At 48.3% G+C, this 17928-nt stretch carries 12 protein-coding genes; 6 read left to right on the top strand and 6 right to left on the bottom strand.

What is annotated here, in order from left to right; translation table 11 throughout:
* Positions 1–77: 77 nt before the first annotated feature.
* Both ACINK7_RS19795 and ACINK7_RS19790 read right to left on the bottom strand, forming a co-directional pair.
* Entirely contained in the window at positions 78–2561 is a 2484-nt protein-coding gene (locus ACINK7_RS19795; protein WP_404357972.1) for an EAL domain-containing protein, read from the bottom strand.
* 39 nt (positions 2562–2600) lie between these two features.
* Positions 2601–4730, bottom strand: coding sequence for an HDOD domain-containing protein (locus ACINK7_RS19790; RefSeq protein ID WP_404357970.1), 2130 nt, complete (start codon positions 4728–4730; stop codon positions 2601–2603).
* Between the two features lie 749 nt (positions 4731–5479).
* Between ACINK7_RS19790 and ACINK7_RS19785 the strand changes: the two genes are divergently transcribed.
* From ACINK7_RS19785 to ACINK7_RS19765, 5 genes are all read left to right on the top strand, one after another.
* Positions 5480–7096: an alkaline phosphatase gene (locus ACINK7_RS19785; RefSeq protein WP_404357968.1), complete on the top strand. Its 1617-nt coding sequence runs from the start codon at positions 5480–5482 to the stop codon at positions 7094–7096.
* A 29-nt stretch (positions 7097–7125) separates the two neighbouring features.
* A complete protein-coding gene (locus ACINK7_RS19780; RefSeq protein ID WP_404357967.1) occupies positions 7126–7890 on the top strand; it encodes an inositol monophosphatase family protein in 765 nt (254 codons plus the stop codon).
* Positions 7891–8257: 367 nt separating this feature from the next.
* Entirely contained in the window at positions 8258–10210 is a 1953-nt protein-coding gene (locus ACINK7_RS19775) for a TonB-dependent receptor plug domain-containing protein (protein WP_404357965.1), read from the top strand.
* 3 nt (positions 10211–10213) lie between these two features.
* Entirely contained in the window at positions 10214–11143 is a 930-nt protein-coding gene (locus ACINK7_RS19770; RefSeq protein WP_404357963.1) for an ABC transporter substrate-binding protein, read from the top strand.
* Positions 11130–13937: an ATP-binding protein gene (locus ACINK7_RS19765; RefSeq protein ID WP_404357961.1), complete on the top strand. Its 2808-nt coding sequence runs from the start codon at positions 11130–11132 to the stop codon at positions 13935–13937. The genes ACINK7_RS19770 and ACINK7_RS19765 overlap by 14 nt, the downstream gene beginning before the upstream one ends.
* Positions 13938–14070: 133 nt before the next feature.
* Here the strand turns inward: ACINK7_RS19765 and ACINK7_RS19760 are convergent, their stop codons facing one another.
* From ACINK7_RS19760 to lexA, 3 genes are all read right to left on the bottom strand, one after another.
* The gene (locus tag ACINK7_RS19760; protein ID WP_404357959.1) at positions 14071–14433 is read right to left on the bottom strand and encodes a SirB2 family protein; all 363 of its coding nucleotides are present in this window, start codon (positions 14431–14433) and stop codon (positions 14071–14073) included.
* Positions 14434–14775: 342 nt separating this feature from the next.
* The gene (locus ACINK7_RS19755; RefSeq protein ID WP_404357957.1) at positions 14776–14931 is read right to left on the bottom strand and encodes a hypothetical protein; all 156 of its coding nucleotides are present in this window, start codon (positions 14929–14931) and stop codon (positions 14776–14778) included.
* Entirely contained in the window at positions 14928–15599 is a 672-nt protein-coding gene (gene lexA / locus ACINK7_RS19750; RefSeq protein WP_404357955.1) for a transcriptional repressor LexA, read from the bottom strand. Before lexA ends, ACINK7_RS19755 begins: the two co-directional genes overlap by 4 nt.
* Positions 15600–15879: 280 nt before the next feature.
* On the opposite strand from lexA, the gene ACINK7_RS19745 reads away from it, so the two are divergent.
* The gene (locus tag ACINK7_RS19745) at positions 15880–17061 is read left to right on the top strand and encodes a M20 aminoacylase family protein (protein WP_404357953.1); all 1182 of its coding nucleotides are present in this window, start codon (positions 15880–15882) and stop codon (positions 17059–17061) included.
* Between the two features lie 191 nt (positions 17062–17252).
* On the opposite strand, the gene ribA is transcribed toward ACINK7_RS19745, so the two are convergent.
* Complete coding sequence (ribA, locus tag ACINK7_RS19740) at positions 17253–17867, bottom strand: GTP cyclohydrolase II (protein ID WP_404357952.1); 615 nt, start codon at positions 17865–17867, stop codon at positions 17253–17255.
* Between the last annotated feature and the right edge of the window lie 61 nt (positions 17868–17928).

Genomic DNA, 17928 nt, shown 5'->3' with positions numbered 1-17928 from the left:
TGGGTTTACGGCGTTCCTCGACAGGCATACCCCGCACCCTGAACACGAAGAAATTTCTCAAACTGGGAATTGCTGATTTATTTCAAAAGTGAAGGCTCGTCGCTGCCGTAACCTTGAACATAATCGATGCCCAAGTCTAAAAGGATTTTCATTACCGAATCGTTTTCAACGAATTTGGCGATGGTTTTTTTATTCATGACATGGGCGATATCGTTAATCGATTTGACCATTGCTAGTGCCACCGAATCGGTTTCGATATCGCGGACGAAAACGCCGTCGATTTTGAGAAAGTCGACCGGAAGATTTTTTAGATAAGCGAACGAAGACAGTCCGCTACCGAAATTATCCAGTGAAAATCGGCAGCCGAGTTCCTTAAGCGAAGTAATGAATTGTGTTGCTGCGGTCAAATTGGCGATAGTTGCCGTTTCGGTGATTTCGAAGCAGAATTTTTCTGCCGGAAGTTCAGTTTGTTTGAAACGGTCGATAATAAATTCGATTAGTTCTTTGTCATTCAAGCCTGCCGTGGAAAGGTTAATCGAGCACAACGTTAGTGAACTTAACCGATCGGGATGCTCAAGCATCCAGTTGAACACTTGTTGAATAACCCATCGATCGATAGAAGCGGCCAATTGATAGCGCTCAGCGGCCGGTAAAAATGCGTTTGGCGCAATGATTTTGCCGGAGTCTTCCTGCAAGCGCAACAGCACTTCGTAATGATCGCCTTCGATGCTTTTCAGTGCGACGATTCGCTGCCGATAGAGTCGGAAGCGGTTATGCGACAAGGCTTGTTCGATTTTTTCGGGCCACGCGGCTTCGTTGCGGTAATCCATGCAAGCCTGGTCGGATTCGGTGAAGACATGGGTGCGGTTCCGTCCGTCTTGCTTGGCTATATAGCAAGCGATGTCGGCGCGTTTCAGTAATTCATCGAAACCTCCGTTTTCGGCATGGATCGTAACCATGCCGATACTGACGCCGATTCGGAAGCTTTTGTCGTCCCACCGGAATTGGTAGCGTTCGATGTGTTGCCGAATGCGTTCGGCTGTTGCTTGCGCTTGTTCCAGCGTACAGTGTTCCATCAGTATCGCGAATTCATCGCCGCCGAGTCGAGCCAGGGAGTCGCGATTGCGAATCAATGACGATAATTGCCGGCTGATTTGGCGAAGCAATTCGTCGCCGGCCGTATGGCTGCAGGTGTCGTTGACGATTTTGAAGTTGTCGAGATCCAGGTAGCACAAAACATGTGTCGAGCCTTTGGATTTAGCCGTGTTGATAATCCGTTTCAAACGACGGTCGAACTCGGTGCGGTTGATCAAGTCGGTCAATGGATCGTGTGTCGCTTGATAGGTAATCATGTCGCGCTGAGCGAGCGTTTCGGTCACATCTTCTTGAATCGCAACATAATTCGTTACCCGGTTGTCTGAGTCCAGCATCGGTGCGATCGATTGTTGGGCCCAATACAGTTGCCCGGTTTTTTTTCGGTTTTTGAGAATGCCTCGCCAAATCTTTCCCGAGGAGATGGTGCTCCAAAGCTCTTGATATTCATGCGGCGGCGTTTCTCCGGAACTAAAAATATGCGGTGTTTTGCCGATAATTTCTTCGTCGGTGTAACCGGAGATTTCAAAAATTTTCGGATTGGCGTATTCGATCGTGCCTTTACTGTCGGTGATATAGATCAAATTAGGGCTGTTTTCGACCGCTAAATTGAGTTTGCGCAAGGTATTTTCGGAGAGCTTGCGGTCGTTGATGTCGCGGATGACACCATAGGTGCCGACAAATTCCTTATTTTCTTTTTTCTTCTTATAAACGCCTTTGGAACTCAGTACGATTGTAATTGAATTGGTTTCGACATATTTCGGCTGATCGCTGTTTTTGCACCGTAAACGAAGTTCGATGGCCTTGGTGGAGCGATCGCCGGTCCTGCGTTCATTAAAAGCGTATTTCGCTTTGTCGAGATCGGCTTGGTACACCAACGAGGAATAATGTTTACCGATGATTTCGCTCTTGTCATAGCCTAGGATGTTGGCGATGGCATTGTTCAGAAACACGAATTCGCCTCGATCGTTCAGCATGTAAATGATGTCGGGCGAACTGTCGACGAAAAATCGGTGTAATTGTTCGGATTTCGATAATTGCGCCTGAACTTTATTATTGATTTCTTTCAGGCGGATTTTTTCGGCGGCAATTTTAACCGAATGCAACAAGGCTTCGACCGAGTAGGGTTTTTTTATGAATTCCTGAACGAAGTTTGACCGAAGTGATCGTGCGGCCTGAGCGAAAGTCGCTTCGCCGCTTATGATCAGGACTTGTGTTTCAATATCGTGGTGGGCCAGATAGTCCAAAAAATGATGACCGTTCAAAACAGGCATATTTAGGTCGAGCAAAATCAAAGGAAAATTATGCTCATTAATCAATTCGATGGCCGATTCGACGTTTTCCGCCATAGCGACGCGGTAGCCGGATAATTTGAGAATATCGTGTAAACTTGCGCGTGCCTTGGGTTCGTCATCGATAATTAGTATCTCGATGTCTGAGTTAGAATGTAAGCTTGCTATGGCGCCCATATTTAATACCGTGATCCTATTTACTAATTATAGGCATGGTTATAGCGTTCTGGGTAAAAAAATTTGAAAGGTCGTTCCTTCGTCCGGCGTCGAGTTGCAGCCGATAGTGGCGGCTAGTTCGTCGACCAGGTTTTTGACAATAGTAAGCCCGAGTCCGGAGTGGCCTTCGCCTTTCGTGCTGGTAACCGGTCGGAAAAGCTGTTCGCTGATCGTATCGGGTAAACCTGGACCGTCATCGTGGATTTGAATTTCCACGTAACAGTGATTGCCTAAATAAACGCGGTCGCGGGTTGAGATCGTGATTTGACCGCCGTCAGGCAATGCTTCGGCGGCGTTTTTGATTAAATTAGTTAGAATCTGTTTCAGCTTGGATTTGCTGACGGCGATTTTCGGGAGCCGATCGTCGAGTTTTAAACAGGCCTCTATTCGACGAGGGGCGAAGAGTCCGCCCTCGAAAAGTGCGATCAAATCGCTTAGGGCTTGGTTGATATCGACCGGGCCGGAATCACCGGCGGCACTTTCTTGTGTCGGTGTGTCGGAAAGGCGCAGAATGATCTCGCCGACCCGGTTGATTTCCTCTTGAATGAGTCCGATTTCTTGAGGGCTGTCGCTACCGAGTTTGAGGTTGAGTAAATAAAGGTAGTTATTGATGATGCTCAGCGGATTGTTGGCTTCATGAATAATTTTTTTTACATGTAATTGAAAGTCAGATTGCATCGAGTCGATGTTTTCCTTGATGCGTTCGCTGGCTACACGATGATTGGAGAGCATCCGGGTCGCTTCTCCGGCAAATAACGAGATCAAACCCCGTTTAGCCTTGACTTGGAGTTGGTCGGTCGGCGCCAATCCTGCAACAATAACTCCCCAATGTCGATTATTCGCGCTAAGGGGAATTGCTAACATGCCTTCGCTTTCGAGCAATCGACAAATTTGGCGGTCGATAACCGGAGTGGGGTCGAGCAGGGTGGTTTGATAAGATACTAGCAAGCGTTGGTTCAATAACGCATTCGCGACCAAGCTGCGGTTAGGCTTGAGTTCGATCGACAAATTCGATACGAGGTTGGCGTTGTGTTGCTCGGGTAATGGATAACCTTCAAGCATGGGCTTTTCCGGGTTGACTAGAAACACGGCTGTCGACCTGAACCCGAATAATATATTTAAGTCCCTAAGTAGTGTCGTTAGGATTTTATCGAATTGCTCGGATAAATCGTTGTTGCGTGCAATGGCGCCGAGGAAGGCCAAATCCTTGGTATGTTTTCCCAGACGTTTTTGAATCGCGTTACGTTCCTCGAGTTTCGCTCTGATGATCGTCGTGCCGTCTTCAGGCTTCGCGATGGCAATTCCAAGGCTTCCCGCAGTCTGTTCGACCTGTTTTTTTACATCGACCGCTATTTCGTCAAGAATCGCTTGTCCGAGTCCGAATAGCGCATGGGCTTCGGCGTAAACAACGGCGCTGTTTTGTTTATCGAATCGGCTTAATTGCGCTGCCAAGTTGATCAATTTAACTAAGGTAGAGCTATCGAGTATTGCGGAAGAGGTTTTATTTTGATACAAAACGGCGTCTGCGAGAAAGCCGGGAATATTCCAGGTGTCAATGATATAAGCGCCGATTTCGCAATGTGATATTCCTAATGTTTTTTTTTCGAACGATTCGGGGAGGTCTTCGGAATGATCGTTTAGCAATGCGCCGTATTCTTTGGGGAAGCATTGCAAGAGGCCTAATTGTCCGATGCGATGCAGTAGACCGGTCAAATAAGCCTGATCGGGCGATTCAAAACCAATGAGTTTTGCCAAGCGTCTTGCAAAATGAGCGCATGCCAATGATCTGAACCAAATGACTTCGAGATAATTTTGGTGGGACGGCGAGGCTTGGTTAAAAAATTGTTGTGCCACGCTGGTCATTGTGATGGTCTTCAACGGTTCAAGACCAAGGATAATCAACACACGATTTAAGTCTTTCACGTCTCCGAATTGCTGATAGAAAGGCGAATTGGCCGCGGACAATATTTTGGAGCTAAGCCCTGCGTCTTGCGAGATGATTCGAGTCAAGTCCTCGAAGCCGGTATCTTGATTTTGAAAGGCTTCGATCAGATTCAATAAGACTTTAGGAATAGCCGGCAATTGCTGCGGGTCTATTTCAGAGAGAATTTTTGACAGGGCGGTTTCCATGAGCTTTACCGATCGGCGAATTTATACTCAAAAAATGGCTAACTTTATGAAGGTATGGGGTGTGGCTAGCGAGGAGTCGGCAGCAGGGCAGATTTTTGCTTCTCGGCAATTGCTCCTGCATTGCCCTAATACACGCCGTCCATGGCGTATGCAAAATCTGCATTCACGCCATTCTTGGCGCTCGATTGCTGCCGTCAAGCCCCCATGGATGGGTTTACGGCGGTCCTCGTTAGACATATCCCATACCTATTTTCTTAGACGGTTTTTCGATCAAAAGGGAGTAGTATCGATAACGTTATCATAATCGATAAGTAAATGTTTGGCGCTTGTTTCTTGTTAGACTCATAAGCGTTGATTCATCGGAGCGGTTTGAGTTCGGGAACTCGTGCTGAATCTAACAATTTTGCACAATAACGTTCATGAAGGTCTAGCCATCGCCCCGGTAAATGAAAGTTCTCTGGTGGCGGAGGGTGCGGTCACTCGCCCGACAGGTCGCCGTGAACCCAGCACCTAAATTATCAAAGAGAGCTAACCATAACCAACAGATTATGGGATTTAGGTGCTGGGTGAATACGTCCATGTAGGCTCGACGGCGGCTGTCCTTGCCGCCGACGCCTGTCGGTCGAGCAACCGCACCCTCTCCGGAACCGACATTGTGTCGAATATCAATATATTAGATAAAGAGTCACAATCTACGAATTTCCACAGTAATATATTGACTAAAGTTTATTCGTATACTGGCATTTGATATGAAAAAAATTTACATTGCGATCTGTTTGCTGGGGTTATTGAGTCTGGCATTGACGGGATGTGCCGGTGTTGACCTGGCGCATTCGGAAGATGCTCGTATTAACAACGTCATTATAGTGATCGGCGACGGCATGGGGCCGCAGCAAATCGGGTTGTTATTGTCTTATGCCAGGCAAGCGCCGGGCAGTGTGATCGAATCGCGCAAAACCGCTTTCGACCGCATGATTGAACAAGGCGATGCCAAATTAACTATTTCGACGACGCACGCGGCCGGCACGTTAGTCACCGATTCTGCGGCTTCGGCGTCTCAATTGGCTACCGGATATTTTGCCGGTTCGGAAATGCTGGGGCTGGATAAAGACGGCAACCGCCGCGAAACGATTGTCGAAAAAGCCAAGCGTATCGGCAAGGCTACAGGATTGGTGTCCGATTCGCGCATCACGCACGCGACGCCGGCGGCATTTGCCGCGCATCAGACACATCGAAGTCTCGAAAATAAAATTGCCGAAGATTTGTTGAATATCGGTCCGGATGTCATGTTGTCGGCGGGTTGGGGTTATTGGTTGCCCGAAACCGTCAACGACCAACAATCGCAAGATTACCGGTCGGCAGCGCAATTACTGGGTCGGACCGACTCGATCGTTTCGAAACGTAAAGATCGAAAAAATCTATTGGAACAAGCACGGGAACAGGGCTATGAGTTGGTTTTCAATAAATCGCAATTGCAGCAAGCCCGGGACAAAACCTTGGGTTTGTTTGCCGCGTCCGAATTACCGAATGGCATTGCCGAGACCCTAGCCAAACCAGACCCGGATCGTATCGTTCCGACATTGCAGGAAATGTCGCGGCAGGCGCTGGATATCTTGTCGAAAAACGAACAAGGGTTTTTTCTAATGATCGAGGCCGGACAGATCGATTGGGCTTCGCACGGCAACGATACCGGCACATTATTGCACGAAATGCTCAGGCTTAATGAAACGCTCGAAACCGTGCTCGATTGGATGCAGGGACGAGACGATACCTTATTGATTGTCACGGCCGATCATGAAACCGGCGGCTTCGGTTTTAGTTATTCGGCGGCCGATATTCCCGAACCCCGGACGCTTCCTGGCGCGTATTTTCAAGAAGACAGGCAGTTTCAACCATCCTTTAATTATGGCAATCCTGAAGTGTTGGACCGGTTGTATGCACAGCAGTTGAGTTACTATGAGCTGTTCAAGCGCTTCGAGTCCTTGCCGAAGGCGCAAAAGTCGCCGGCTAAGTTGGCCGAAATGGTTAATCTTTATACCGAATTCAAAATCGACGAAAGACAAGCGGAGCGTATTTTAGCGACTGAAAACAACCGCTATTACCGGCCAAACCACCAATCATTGAGTTTAAAGCGCGTGCCTATAATGGGTTTCAACAGCGCGTTTTTTGCTTATCCGGCAGGCAATCGTCAAAATTTATTGGCGCGCGAAGTCGCCGAACAACAACACGCGGTCTGGGCCACCGGCACGCACACTTCAACGCCGGTGTATGTATTCATGCAAGGGCCTCGGCGGGTTTTGCAACCATTCGAAAAAATTCTGCATCATACTGAGATAGGCCGCCTGGCCGCCGATGCGTTACAATAAGCGGCTTTAATTCATTTCTAAGGCCGATAATGTCTATTTCTACAAGCGATCTTGAGCAGGTTATCCGCGAAGCCGGCACCATTGCATTGAATTATTTCAAAGCATTGAAGCATATAGAAATTACTAAAAAAGCGCCCCGCGATTTTGTTACCGAAGCCGATGTCGCGGTCGAAGCGTTTTTGAAGAAGGAATTGACCGGGCGCTATCCGCAATTCGGTTTTTGGGGCGAGGAAAGCGGTAAGACCGAAAACCAAAACAGCCGTTGGATTGTCGATCCGATTGACGGTACGCATTCGTTTTCGAAAGGTCAGTATTTTTGGTCGCTTAGCGTGGCGCTCGAAATCGAGGGGGAAATGGAATTCGGCGCGGTCTATGCGCCGGTGTTCAATGATTTTTATTGGGCGCAAAAAGAGCAAGGGGCATACAAGAACGGCGAGCGTATTCATGTGTCTTCGGAAGCCAACTTGGCCGACGCGATGGTCAGCACCGGCTTTGCGTGTTTGCGAAGTTATTTGACAGACAATAACTTGGCTCGCTTTTGCCGCATTGCGCAAGTCACAGCCGGGCAGCGTCGACTGGGATCGGCTGCTCTGGATTTGTGTTTGGTTGCAGATGGTCAGGTCGATGCTTTTTGGGAACAGGAATTGAACCTTTATGACGTCGCGGCCGGTGTATTAATCGCGAAGGAAGCCGGAGCAACCGTAACCGACTTCAAGGGGAATCCCGGTATTTTTCCGAAACAGATATTGGTCACGAACGGCAAGATATTCGATCAGATTCTGCCGTTGATGTAAGGCATCGGCAATTAATTCCCAGGGTAGGGCTGCCGAGGACGATAATCAAGCTTTGATGTCGCTCACCTAAGGATCGAGCATGAAATACTTCGACAACTGTTAGAAGGGGGTTCGGTGGCTCGATTGACAGGTGTCGGCGGCAGGGAAAGCCGCCGTCAAGCCTACATGGATGTATTCACGGCGTCCTGTCAAGTGAGTCACCGAGCCGCCGCAAAGCCTACTACTTGTAGCAATTATTTTGTGCACATACCTAAGACAATGCCTGTTTAACAGTTCGTAAAGTATAATAACCGGCCTGCATTTTTGCGTTCCGGTATTTCGCTTGGTTGCACGATCAATCGAGTCGAATGATGGAGCAATCCTGTTGATGATACCGAGAATATTTGCCAGGCCTTTTTGGCTGAATCTGGCGCTGACATTTCGTGTTGTTGCCGAAGATTTTACGGCAGCGCTCGACGAAAAAATATTGTTTGAAGACATTCCTTCGGTCTATAGCGCATCGCGTTACGAGCAGCCGGTCACGCAGGCGCCTTCGTCGGTCAGTATCGTGACTTCAGAGGATATCAAGAAATTCGGTTATCGCAATCTAGGCGATATTGTCGGCAGCATGCGCGGCATGTATACCAGCAATGACCGTATTTATCAGCGTATCGGTATTCGCGGCTTCAACCGGAGCGGCGATTACAATACCCGTGTTTTGGTATTGATCGACGGTCATCGCAGCAACGACAATCTAGTCGATTTCAGCGCGATTGGATCCGAGTTCATGGTCGATGTCGACGATATCAGTCGCGTCGAGCTGGTTCGCGGGCCGGCATCTTCTCTCTATGGCAGCAATGCTTTTCTCGGCATACTCAATATCATTACCAAGCGGGGCCGCGATCTTGAAGGCCCGTCCGTGTCCGGCGTATTCGGCAGCCAGGAGACCTATAAGGGGAAATTCACTTACGGGCAACGTTTCGACAATGGATCGGAGCTTTACTTGTCCGGTTCGCATTTTCAGAGCGAGGGCGAGGATAATTTGTCCGTGGCCGGTCTCGGCACCGCACGCGATATGGATAAGGACCGTTCCGAGCGCGGTTTTGCCAAATACACGTTGGGCGATTTTACTTTGAGCGGCGCCTACGTCAGCCGCAGCAAACGCCCGCCGGTACCGATTGCCGACACGATTTTCAATGATTCCCGGAATAGGCTGGATGACGATCGCGCTTATGCCGATCTGCTCTACGAACATTATTTCGATAACGGTCTCGACGTCATGGCGCGTTCGTATTACGACTTCAATGCTTTCGACGGTTATTATGCCTTCGTGCCGGACGATTTGAGCCGCGACGTGTTTCGCGGTCAATTATGGGGTAACGAGCTGAAATTGTCGAAAACTTTTGGCGATCATCATGTCATTGTCGGCGGCGAATACCGTTACAATTTTCAGCAGGCGATGCGCAGTTTCGAGCGGGGCTCCGGCGAACAATTTGCCGATGTGGCTATCAAGCGCACGATTTGGGGCGTTTATATTCAGGACGATTACCGTATTTTGGATAATCTCACCTTGAATGCCGGTGTGCGTTATGACCGCTATGAAGGTATCGCCGATGCGCTGAATCCTCGGGCCGCGCTTATTTACCAACCGTTTGCCGATACGACCTTAAAGCTGTTATACGGCCAATCGTTTCGCGTGCCGAGCGCTTTCGAGGAAAATTACCGTTTCGGCAATATTTGGGTCGGTAGCTCGGATTTAGAACCCGAGACAATGCGCTCATATGAAGTTAATCTGATTCAACGTTTTCAACGCAATTATCTGCTTACACTCGCGCCTTATTTCAACCAGGAATTCGATATGATTCGCTTGACCGGAGGCGGAACGGTTGGCGATCCTTATATTTATAAAAATGTTAATTCAATCGAAACCTACGGCATCGAAACCGAGCTGCAAGGGCAGTGGGAAAGCGGTTGGCGCGCGGCTTTCAGTTATGCCTACCAGCAATCGCGAGTACAGGGCGACCCCGGAAAACCCGAAAACTCCCCCGAACACCTAACTAAACTCAATATTACCGGGCCTTTATGGCAAGACCTTGTATTTGCCGGTTTCAACTTGAGTTATACCAGTCGGCGCAACACGTTCTCGTCCGATGTGCCCGGTTATTTTCTAGCTAATATGACCGTTTTTTCCAGCAATTTGATTCCGGGGCTGGAGCTGAGCGGCAGTATTTATAATCTCTTCGATAGCCGTTATCACGACCCATCCACGACCGATTTGCGCGCCGAAACCATCGAACAAAACGGACGATTGTTTTTGGTGAAATTCAATTATGAGTTTTAATCGATGAGACGACTGATCGGAATCGGTTGTTGGTTATCAAGCCTGCTGATTTGCATGCCGCAATGTCTCGCCGATACGCAGAGTATTACGATTACCGCGATTTTGAGCCGGGATGCAGAACCTTATCAGGAGGTTCTAGAGGGTGTTCGACAAGCTTTTTTGGTCAGCGGGTTCCGTATTGAGCTCGATGTGCATGTTTATAAAAACGCGAATGACAATGCCGCGATTAAAGCAGCCGTTTCGGCCCGCCGGCCCCGAGCCGTTTTATCGCTGGGTAGTCAGGCGACCGCATTTGCCGTATCGGAGTTTAGTGAACTGCCCTTATGCGCGGGGCTGATCGTTGACAAAAAAGCCTTGGGCGACAGCGAGAACGCTACTGGGCTAGTGCTGAAGTTTCCGTTGGAAATCGAAATGCAATGGCTCAAGATGTTTATCGGTTCCGATAAGTCGATTGCCGTGCTGTACCATGAAGAAAAAAGCGGCGACGAATTGCGCAGGGCTCAGCAACTTGCCGAGCAAATCGGACTCAAGCTTCATGCGCAAGTCGTTAACAGTCACGCGGATTTACCGTCCGCATTGAAACGTTTGCCGCAGGATACCGGTGCGCTATGGAGTTTCGCCGAATCCGGTATTTTAAATGCGCAAACCGCCAAGCATGTATTGCTCTACTCGTTTCGTAACCGAATTCCTTTAGTCGGTTTGTCGAACCAATGGACTAAGGCCGGGGCGCTTTATTCGCTCGATCGAGACTATTTTGATATCGGTGTTCAGTGCGGCGAAAAACTCGTGAAAATTTTAAACGGTATTCCCCTCGAAAAAATTCCAGTAGAGTCGCCGCGGAAAGTATTTTACTCGGTCAATGTGAAAACGCTACGGCATATGAAGTTGGAATTGCCGGAAAGCTTGATTCAAGACGCCCATGAAATTTTTTAACGTAAAGTCGCAAAGGAGCCTGACTCAGGAGTTCAATGCGTTCGTGATATTACTGATTCTCAGTACATCGCTGATTATCACGAGCGTCAATGCCTTTCAGTCTATTGCCGATAATTACAGCCGTCTGCAGACTCATGCCCGGGTTTTGGTGGAAATGATCGCACTCAACAGCGAATATGCGCTCTATACCCGTAATGTCCGCGAATTGCATGAGATTTCACGTAAACTGGATCAAATTGGCGAAATCGCTTATATCCGCTTTTACGATGCCGATAATCAGCTAATGTATCGGCACGGCGCTAGTTCCGGTGATGATCTGCCTACACCCACAGTGGAACAGACGCGGCCGCGATTGTTGACGCTATTGATGCATAGAAGTCGTTATGCAAGCTTGGCATTCGGCAAAGAGATCTATGGCTACAGCCAGGCGCCCGATGATTCCATGCTGCTTGAATTGAACGATAGTTCTCAAACGCCCGAATATATCGGGCGTATCGAATACGGATTATTATTAGGGCCGTTTTTTCGGACGGCAGGAAATGCGATTGTTAATGCGCTATTGGTGAGTTTGGCGATTTCGGTCGTCGCGATTTTGTTGACGGTCAGGATGACGCGAAAAATCACTCTCCCCGCACGACGTTTGGCCGATGCGGCGATCGATATTTCCAACGGACACTTCGATCATCAGCTGAAAATAGAGGGAGGCAAGGAAATTAATGAGTTGACCGAAGCGTTCAATAAAATGCTCCGAAGACTGAGTATTTATCGTTCTCGCATCGTGGCTCAGCGTGAAGATTTGCGTGAAAAAGTTCGGCAGCGCACGAAAGCGCTGGAGGTCGCTACCGATAAAGCCGTCATGCTGGCTGAAGAAGCGCAAGCCGCGAATCAGGCTAAATCGCAATTTTTGGCTAACATGAGCCATGAAATCAGGACACCGATGAATGCGATCATCGGCTTTAGCGAATTATTGCTGAAAGAGGGTTTGAATAAACAAGAACGGCATTATGTGCAATTGATCGCTAATTCATCGCAGTCGTTATTATCATTAATCAACGATATTTTGGATTTTTCGAAGATCGAAGCCGGTAAGTTTGATTTACATTCGGACAATTTCGATCTTTATGTCACGTTGAATCAAATTGCCGATTTATTTTCGGCGCAAGCGGCGGCTAAAAATGTCGATTTGTGTTTCGACGTGATGCCGGGATTACCGACTTGGGTATGCGGGGACCAGGCATATTTGCATCAAATTTTGGTGAATTTAGTCGGAAACGCGCTTAAATTCACGCATCAAGGCGAAGTGATTGTTAGGGTGCGGCTGTTGGATGAAAATGCTTTGTCGGTTCGCTATCGCATCGAAATTCAAGATACCGGCATCGGCATCGAGCCGGACAATCTCACATTCATTTTCGAGCCCTTTACTCAGGCCGATGAATCTTCGAGCCGCTTATACGGAGGCTCCGGGCTTGGTTTGAGTATTACCCGCCAATTGGTTGAGTTAATGGGCGGTGCTATCGACTGCAGCAGCGAACCGGGTGTAGGATCTCGATTTGCCGTGGAGCTGGCGCTGGAAAGGCCGGCACCGACGCACAGTGAGCCTGGAATGTCTTTACAAGGTTGTAAGGTCTTAATTGCGGCTCAGCCGGGCGCGAAGGTTAATATTATGGCGAGGCAGATACAAGCCTGGTCGGGAGTCGTGTTAACTTCGGCAGCAACTCATGAAGCATTAGCGACGCTGCGCGAGGCTTTCGATAACGCCGAGGCGTTCGATACGATTGTGATTGACGATCGCTTGTCGGGGCTTAGCGGCTTCTTGATGGAGATCGTCAAGGCGCCAGAATTAACCGGGTTACGGACAGTATTGTGGGGCAATGCGGAATTATCCGAACAGGCCGAGGCTTATTTGAATCAACCCTATCATCTAGTCGACTTGCAAAAATTTATCAAGCCTACCGATCTTGCCACGGATAATTCTTCCGGGCTAGGAGAGAGTTCTTCTCGATGTGATTTAGTTAAACTTCCGGAAGCGGCTATTTTAGTGGTTGAAGATAACCTAGTTAATCAAGAGCTCGCTAAGGCCATTCTTGTCGGCCTCGAATGCCGCACGACTCTTTGCGCCGATGGTGCCGAAGCCGTCGAGCAGTTTGCCGAGCATGATTTCGATTTGATCTTGATGGATTGCCAGATGCCTATCATGGATGGTTATACGGCCACCGAAAAAATTCGTACGCTCGAATGCGAGCGGCAGCGGATTAAAACGCCCATCATTGCGTTGACGGCGGCAACGATTTCCGGTGATCGGGAACGTTGCGCGGCAGTTGGCATGGACGATTTTTTGAGCAAGCCTTTTATCGTCGAAGATTTAATCGATAAGCTGAAGCATTGGTTGCCGCATAAAATTCAAAGCGTTTCAATAAAATCAAATGAAAGTTCCGATCATTCGGTGTTGGATATGGATGCGCTCGCCAGAATTCGAGGCTTAGATCCCAGCGGTTCGACCGCTACTTTAACGAAAATCATAACGATTTATTTAGAGACATCGCCGGAACAAATTCGAACAATCAAGCTGGCTTATTCACAAGAGAATAGGGATGTCGTGAGAAAAACCGCGCATAGCCTAAAGTCGTCTAGCGCCAATCTCGGCGCTGAAACCTTATCCCTAGTCTGTAAACGTTTAGAGACTCAGGCGATCGATGCACAGTGGCAAGATCTATCGGATTTAATAACAACTATTGAAAATGAGTTCGACTGCGTCGCCGATGCCTTGCGCCCCCAACTCGATTCTTTATTGTGAACACGACTATGACGGCAACAGACCGAGGGGGGCTTGACGGCAGATTCCTGCTGCCGACATCCTCGCCAAGCACGCTCCACACACTTGTTTATTATCAAATTGGGAATTGCTGGGATATTGCTCCGGGTTAGAGTTACAGAAAGAAAAAGGCTTGTTTGTTGACGGCCACGAGCGCAATGTAAATAAAGCACAGTAAGGCGCCCGCAAATGCCAGCCAGCGTTGATTTCCTTGACTGCGCATCGCCACGATACCTAGGCCGATATAACCCAGTAATGCCACGATTTTGGCAATGATCCAGCCGAAATCGGTCGAAAGCCAGCCGCCGATAAAAACCAATGAAATGCCGCTGATTAGCAGCACCGTGTCGATGACATGCGGGGCTATTTTTAACCATTTTTGCGATAGTAATGCAGAATGGGTTTCCGATAAGAATATGCGCCCGGTAAAGCTGATGATGGACAGCGCGACAAAAAGCATGTGGATATGTTTGATCATAGTGAATTTAATCGTTTAGAAAAGGTGAAGGCCAAATAGGATGAATATTCTGCATATTACTTGAAATCAGAGCATTGTTCACGGAAAGCATGGTAGGCACGAAACTAATGAGTCTATAGATGTGCGGTGTGACTCGCCCTCATTCATTGATCAACAACCAATGTGTTACTTCGTCCAATAATTGTGTTTTTTAGCTCTTTTAGTGGGTCCAATGCTTACTCTAGGGTTAGCAATTGTTTTTTGGCACCGGTTTAGCCGTTTATAACCGCGCGTTAATTTATAGCATGCTATGCATTAACGCGCTACTTTCATGCTGAGCTCGCACGAAGTATAGAGTCATGTTTACCAATTCAAGCCAAGCAGCAAAAATAATACGATAATGGCCGGTGCGGCGAAATTCTGTAGTCGGCCTCCGCTCCAGGGGAAAGTTTCGTTTTCGCCCATCAGATCTTTGATACGGTCATGGACTTGATCCTGCATATGATAACGTGGGGTCATGATTTTTCTCCGGTTAGGTGGTGGGATGGGTTTTTGTGCCGATAACTGCGCATTTGCCCGATCAATACACCTTGAATTTCAACTTGATGAGGTTTATAACGCATTGGTTTTAAATCTGAATTCGCCGGAACTAGTACTGTTTCATGCGGGTACTGTTCGATGATTTTGAGCGTGGCTTCCAACTTGTCGATCAATGCTACGACGATTTCGCCGTTAAGGGCGTGGCTGCGTTGTTCGATGACGACCCAGTCGCCGTCGAAAATACCCTCGTTGATCATCGATTCGCCTTTGACCTGTAGGATGTAGCAAGGCTTTTCGGATTTGAGTTGATCGGGGACGTGCATGTAATTGATATTTTCAATGGCTTCGATCGGTTTGCCGGCGGCGATTGCACCGACCAACGGTAACGTATTGCGTTGATCGTTAGCCGAAGGTTCTTTCAGCGCCAAGGCGTGGGCTGTTAAGCGGATGCCGCGTTGTTTTCGATTAGGTGCTTCAATTAGGCCGGCTTTAATGAGTCCTTGAATATGTTTGTGTAGCGAGCCTCTCGATTTTAGTCCGATAGCGGCGCATAATTCGTCGAGCGTAGGTGGATGTGCAAAGTCTTGTTGATCGAGTAAAAAATCAAAGACTTCTTGTTGTTTGCGGGTTAAATTTAAAAGCTGCATAATCTGTTCTCTGTTTGTTTTGTAAAAATAGTACATAAAGAACAAAAAGAAAACAAGATTTATTTTTGTTATCCCGATCGAGCACCACATTTCGACAGTAGTGTATGGAGACGCAGTGTGTTATGCGGATTTTGCTTCTGCAAAATCTGTCATTCACTCAGCGCCTAAACCCATAAGCTACTGACGATAAGTGATAATCTTCGTTAATTATTTAGGTGCCGGGCCTTTAACGGGTGTTCGGTGCCGAAATTTAATGTGCGAAAAAATAAACGGATTGGCTATGGCGACAGTAAATAAATTATCGGAGTGGCATGCTTCAATGAAGCAGTGGCGGCGGCATTTGCATCAATTTCCAGAAACCGCATTCGAGGAAAACGAAACGGCGCGTTTTATTGCCGCAAGATTAAGGGAATTCGGGCTTGATGTGCATCAAGGTTTGGGGAATACCGGTATTGTAGCGAGCTTGACAGCGGGCACGAGTTCTCGAAAAATTGCACTAAGGGCCGACATGGACGCATTGTTCATTCACGAGCAGAATCGCTTTGAGCATCGTTCTCAGCATGATGGAAAAATGCATGCTTGCGGGCACGATGGTCATAGTGCGATGCTACTCGGCGCGGCAGGATATTTAAGTCGGTGTCCTCAATTCGATGGAACCGTATATTTCATTTTTCAACCGGCCGAGGAAGGCCGGGCCGGAGCGAAACGGATGATCGATGACGGCTTGTTTGAGTTGTTTCCAGTCGATTTCGTGTTCGGTATGCATAATTATCACGATATTCCGGAAGGATATTTTGCCGTTAAATCCGGTCCGATGATGGCTTCGTTCGATTGTTTCGAGATTGTTGTCACCGGGCATGCCGCTCATGCCGCAATGCCGCATTTAGGTAACGATGCTATTGTTGCCGCCGCGCAAGTAATCAGTGCTTTGCAAAGCATTGTCAGCCGTACGGTCGACCCGCTCGATTCGGCGGTGGTTAGCATTACGCAGATTCATGGCGGCGATACTTGGAATGCCTTACCCGAGTCGGTTGTGCTGCGAGGTACGTTTAGATGCTTTAAGCCAGCGGTGCAGGAATTGATTGTCGATCAGATTAGAAAGACGGTCGAAGGAATTTGTGCGGGATTGGGCGTTAGCGGGTCGGTTGTATTCAATCCCGAGAATCCGGGGTATCCGGTGTTGGTCAATGAACCGAATGCGACCGAGTTGGCATTGCTGGCGGCAACAAAGGTGGCGGGAAGCGAAGGTGTTGATTTGTGTCCGTTACCGAGCATGGGCTCGGAGGACTTTGCCTTTATGCTGGAGCAGGTGCCGGGTTGTTATGTATGGATCGGTAACGGCCCCTCGGAAGGCGGTTGTTTATTGCACAATCCGCATTACGATTTTAACGATGCTATTTTACCGATGGGAGCCGCCTTTTGGGTTAGCTTGGTGGAAACGGTTTTGCCGGCGGAAGTTTGACGGGGCGATTAGGATTTCGTGATAAATAATGTCCTGGAACTATGAGCCTTGTTGAGGGTTCGGTCACTCGCTCGGCAGGTCGCCGTGAATACGTCCGTGTAGGCTTGACGGCGGCTTTCCCTGCCGCCGACACCTGCCAATCGAGCAACCGAACCCTCCTTAAAATAGGGAAGTTATTTACGACCAAATCCTTAGTCTTTGTCTTCATTCGGCAGGGTTAACAAGTGACTCATTTTTTCGACTTTGGTGGTCAAGTAAGCGCGGTTGTCGTTATGGAAAACCGATTCGATCGGGATGCGGTCCTCGACATTGATGCCGAGTTGAGTCAATGCATCGATTTTTCTCGGGTTATTGGTAATCAATTGGATCGAATTGACGCCTAAGTCTTGTAGCATTAAAGCGGCGAAGGTGTAGTCGCGTTCGTCGTCCAAATGGCCTAAATGAATGTTGGCATCGACCGTATCCATGCCTTGGTCTTGTAAGTTATAAGCCTGCAGTTTTTTCAATAACCCGATGCCGCGTCCTTCTTGGCGTAAATAAATCAACACGCCTTGTCCCGCGTTGCTGATGATCTGCAGTGCCTTGTCGAGCTGTTCGCCGCAGTCGCAGCGCCGCGAACCGAGGACATCGCCGGTGAAACATTCGGAATGGATGCGAACCGGAACTCGGCTTTGGTTTGCGATTGAGCCCTTTACGAAGGCTACATGCTCCTTAGTGTCGATGTTGTTGCTGTAATAATGCAGAACGAATTCGCCGTAACGGGTTGGAATGCGGGTTTGAACGAGATTTTTTATCTGTGGCTTCACGTCTTCTAATCAAAATAATGTAATAGGCTGTATTTTAACCAATTCGTTAGGTTCGTAGCGA

Source organism: Methylotuvimicrobium sp. KM1 (genome assembly GCF_044788715.1).
Taxonomy (GTDB): domain Bacteria; phylum Pseudomonadota; class Gammaproteobacteria; order Methylococcales; family Methylomonadaceae; genus Methylotuvimicrobium.
This window is presented reverse-complemented; position numbering and strand designations above follow the sequence as displayed.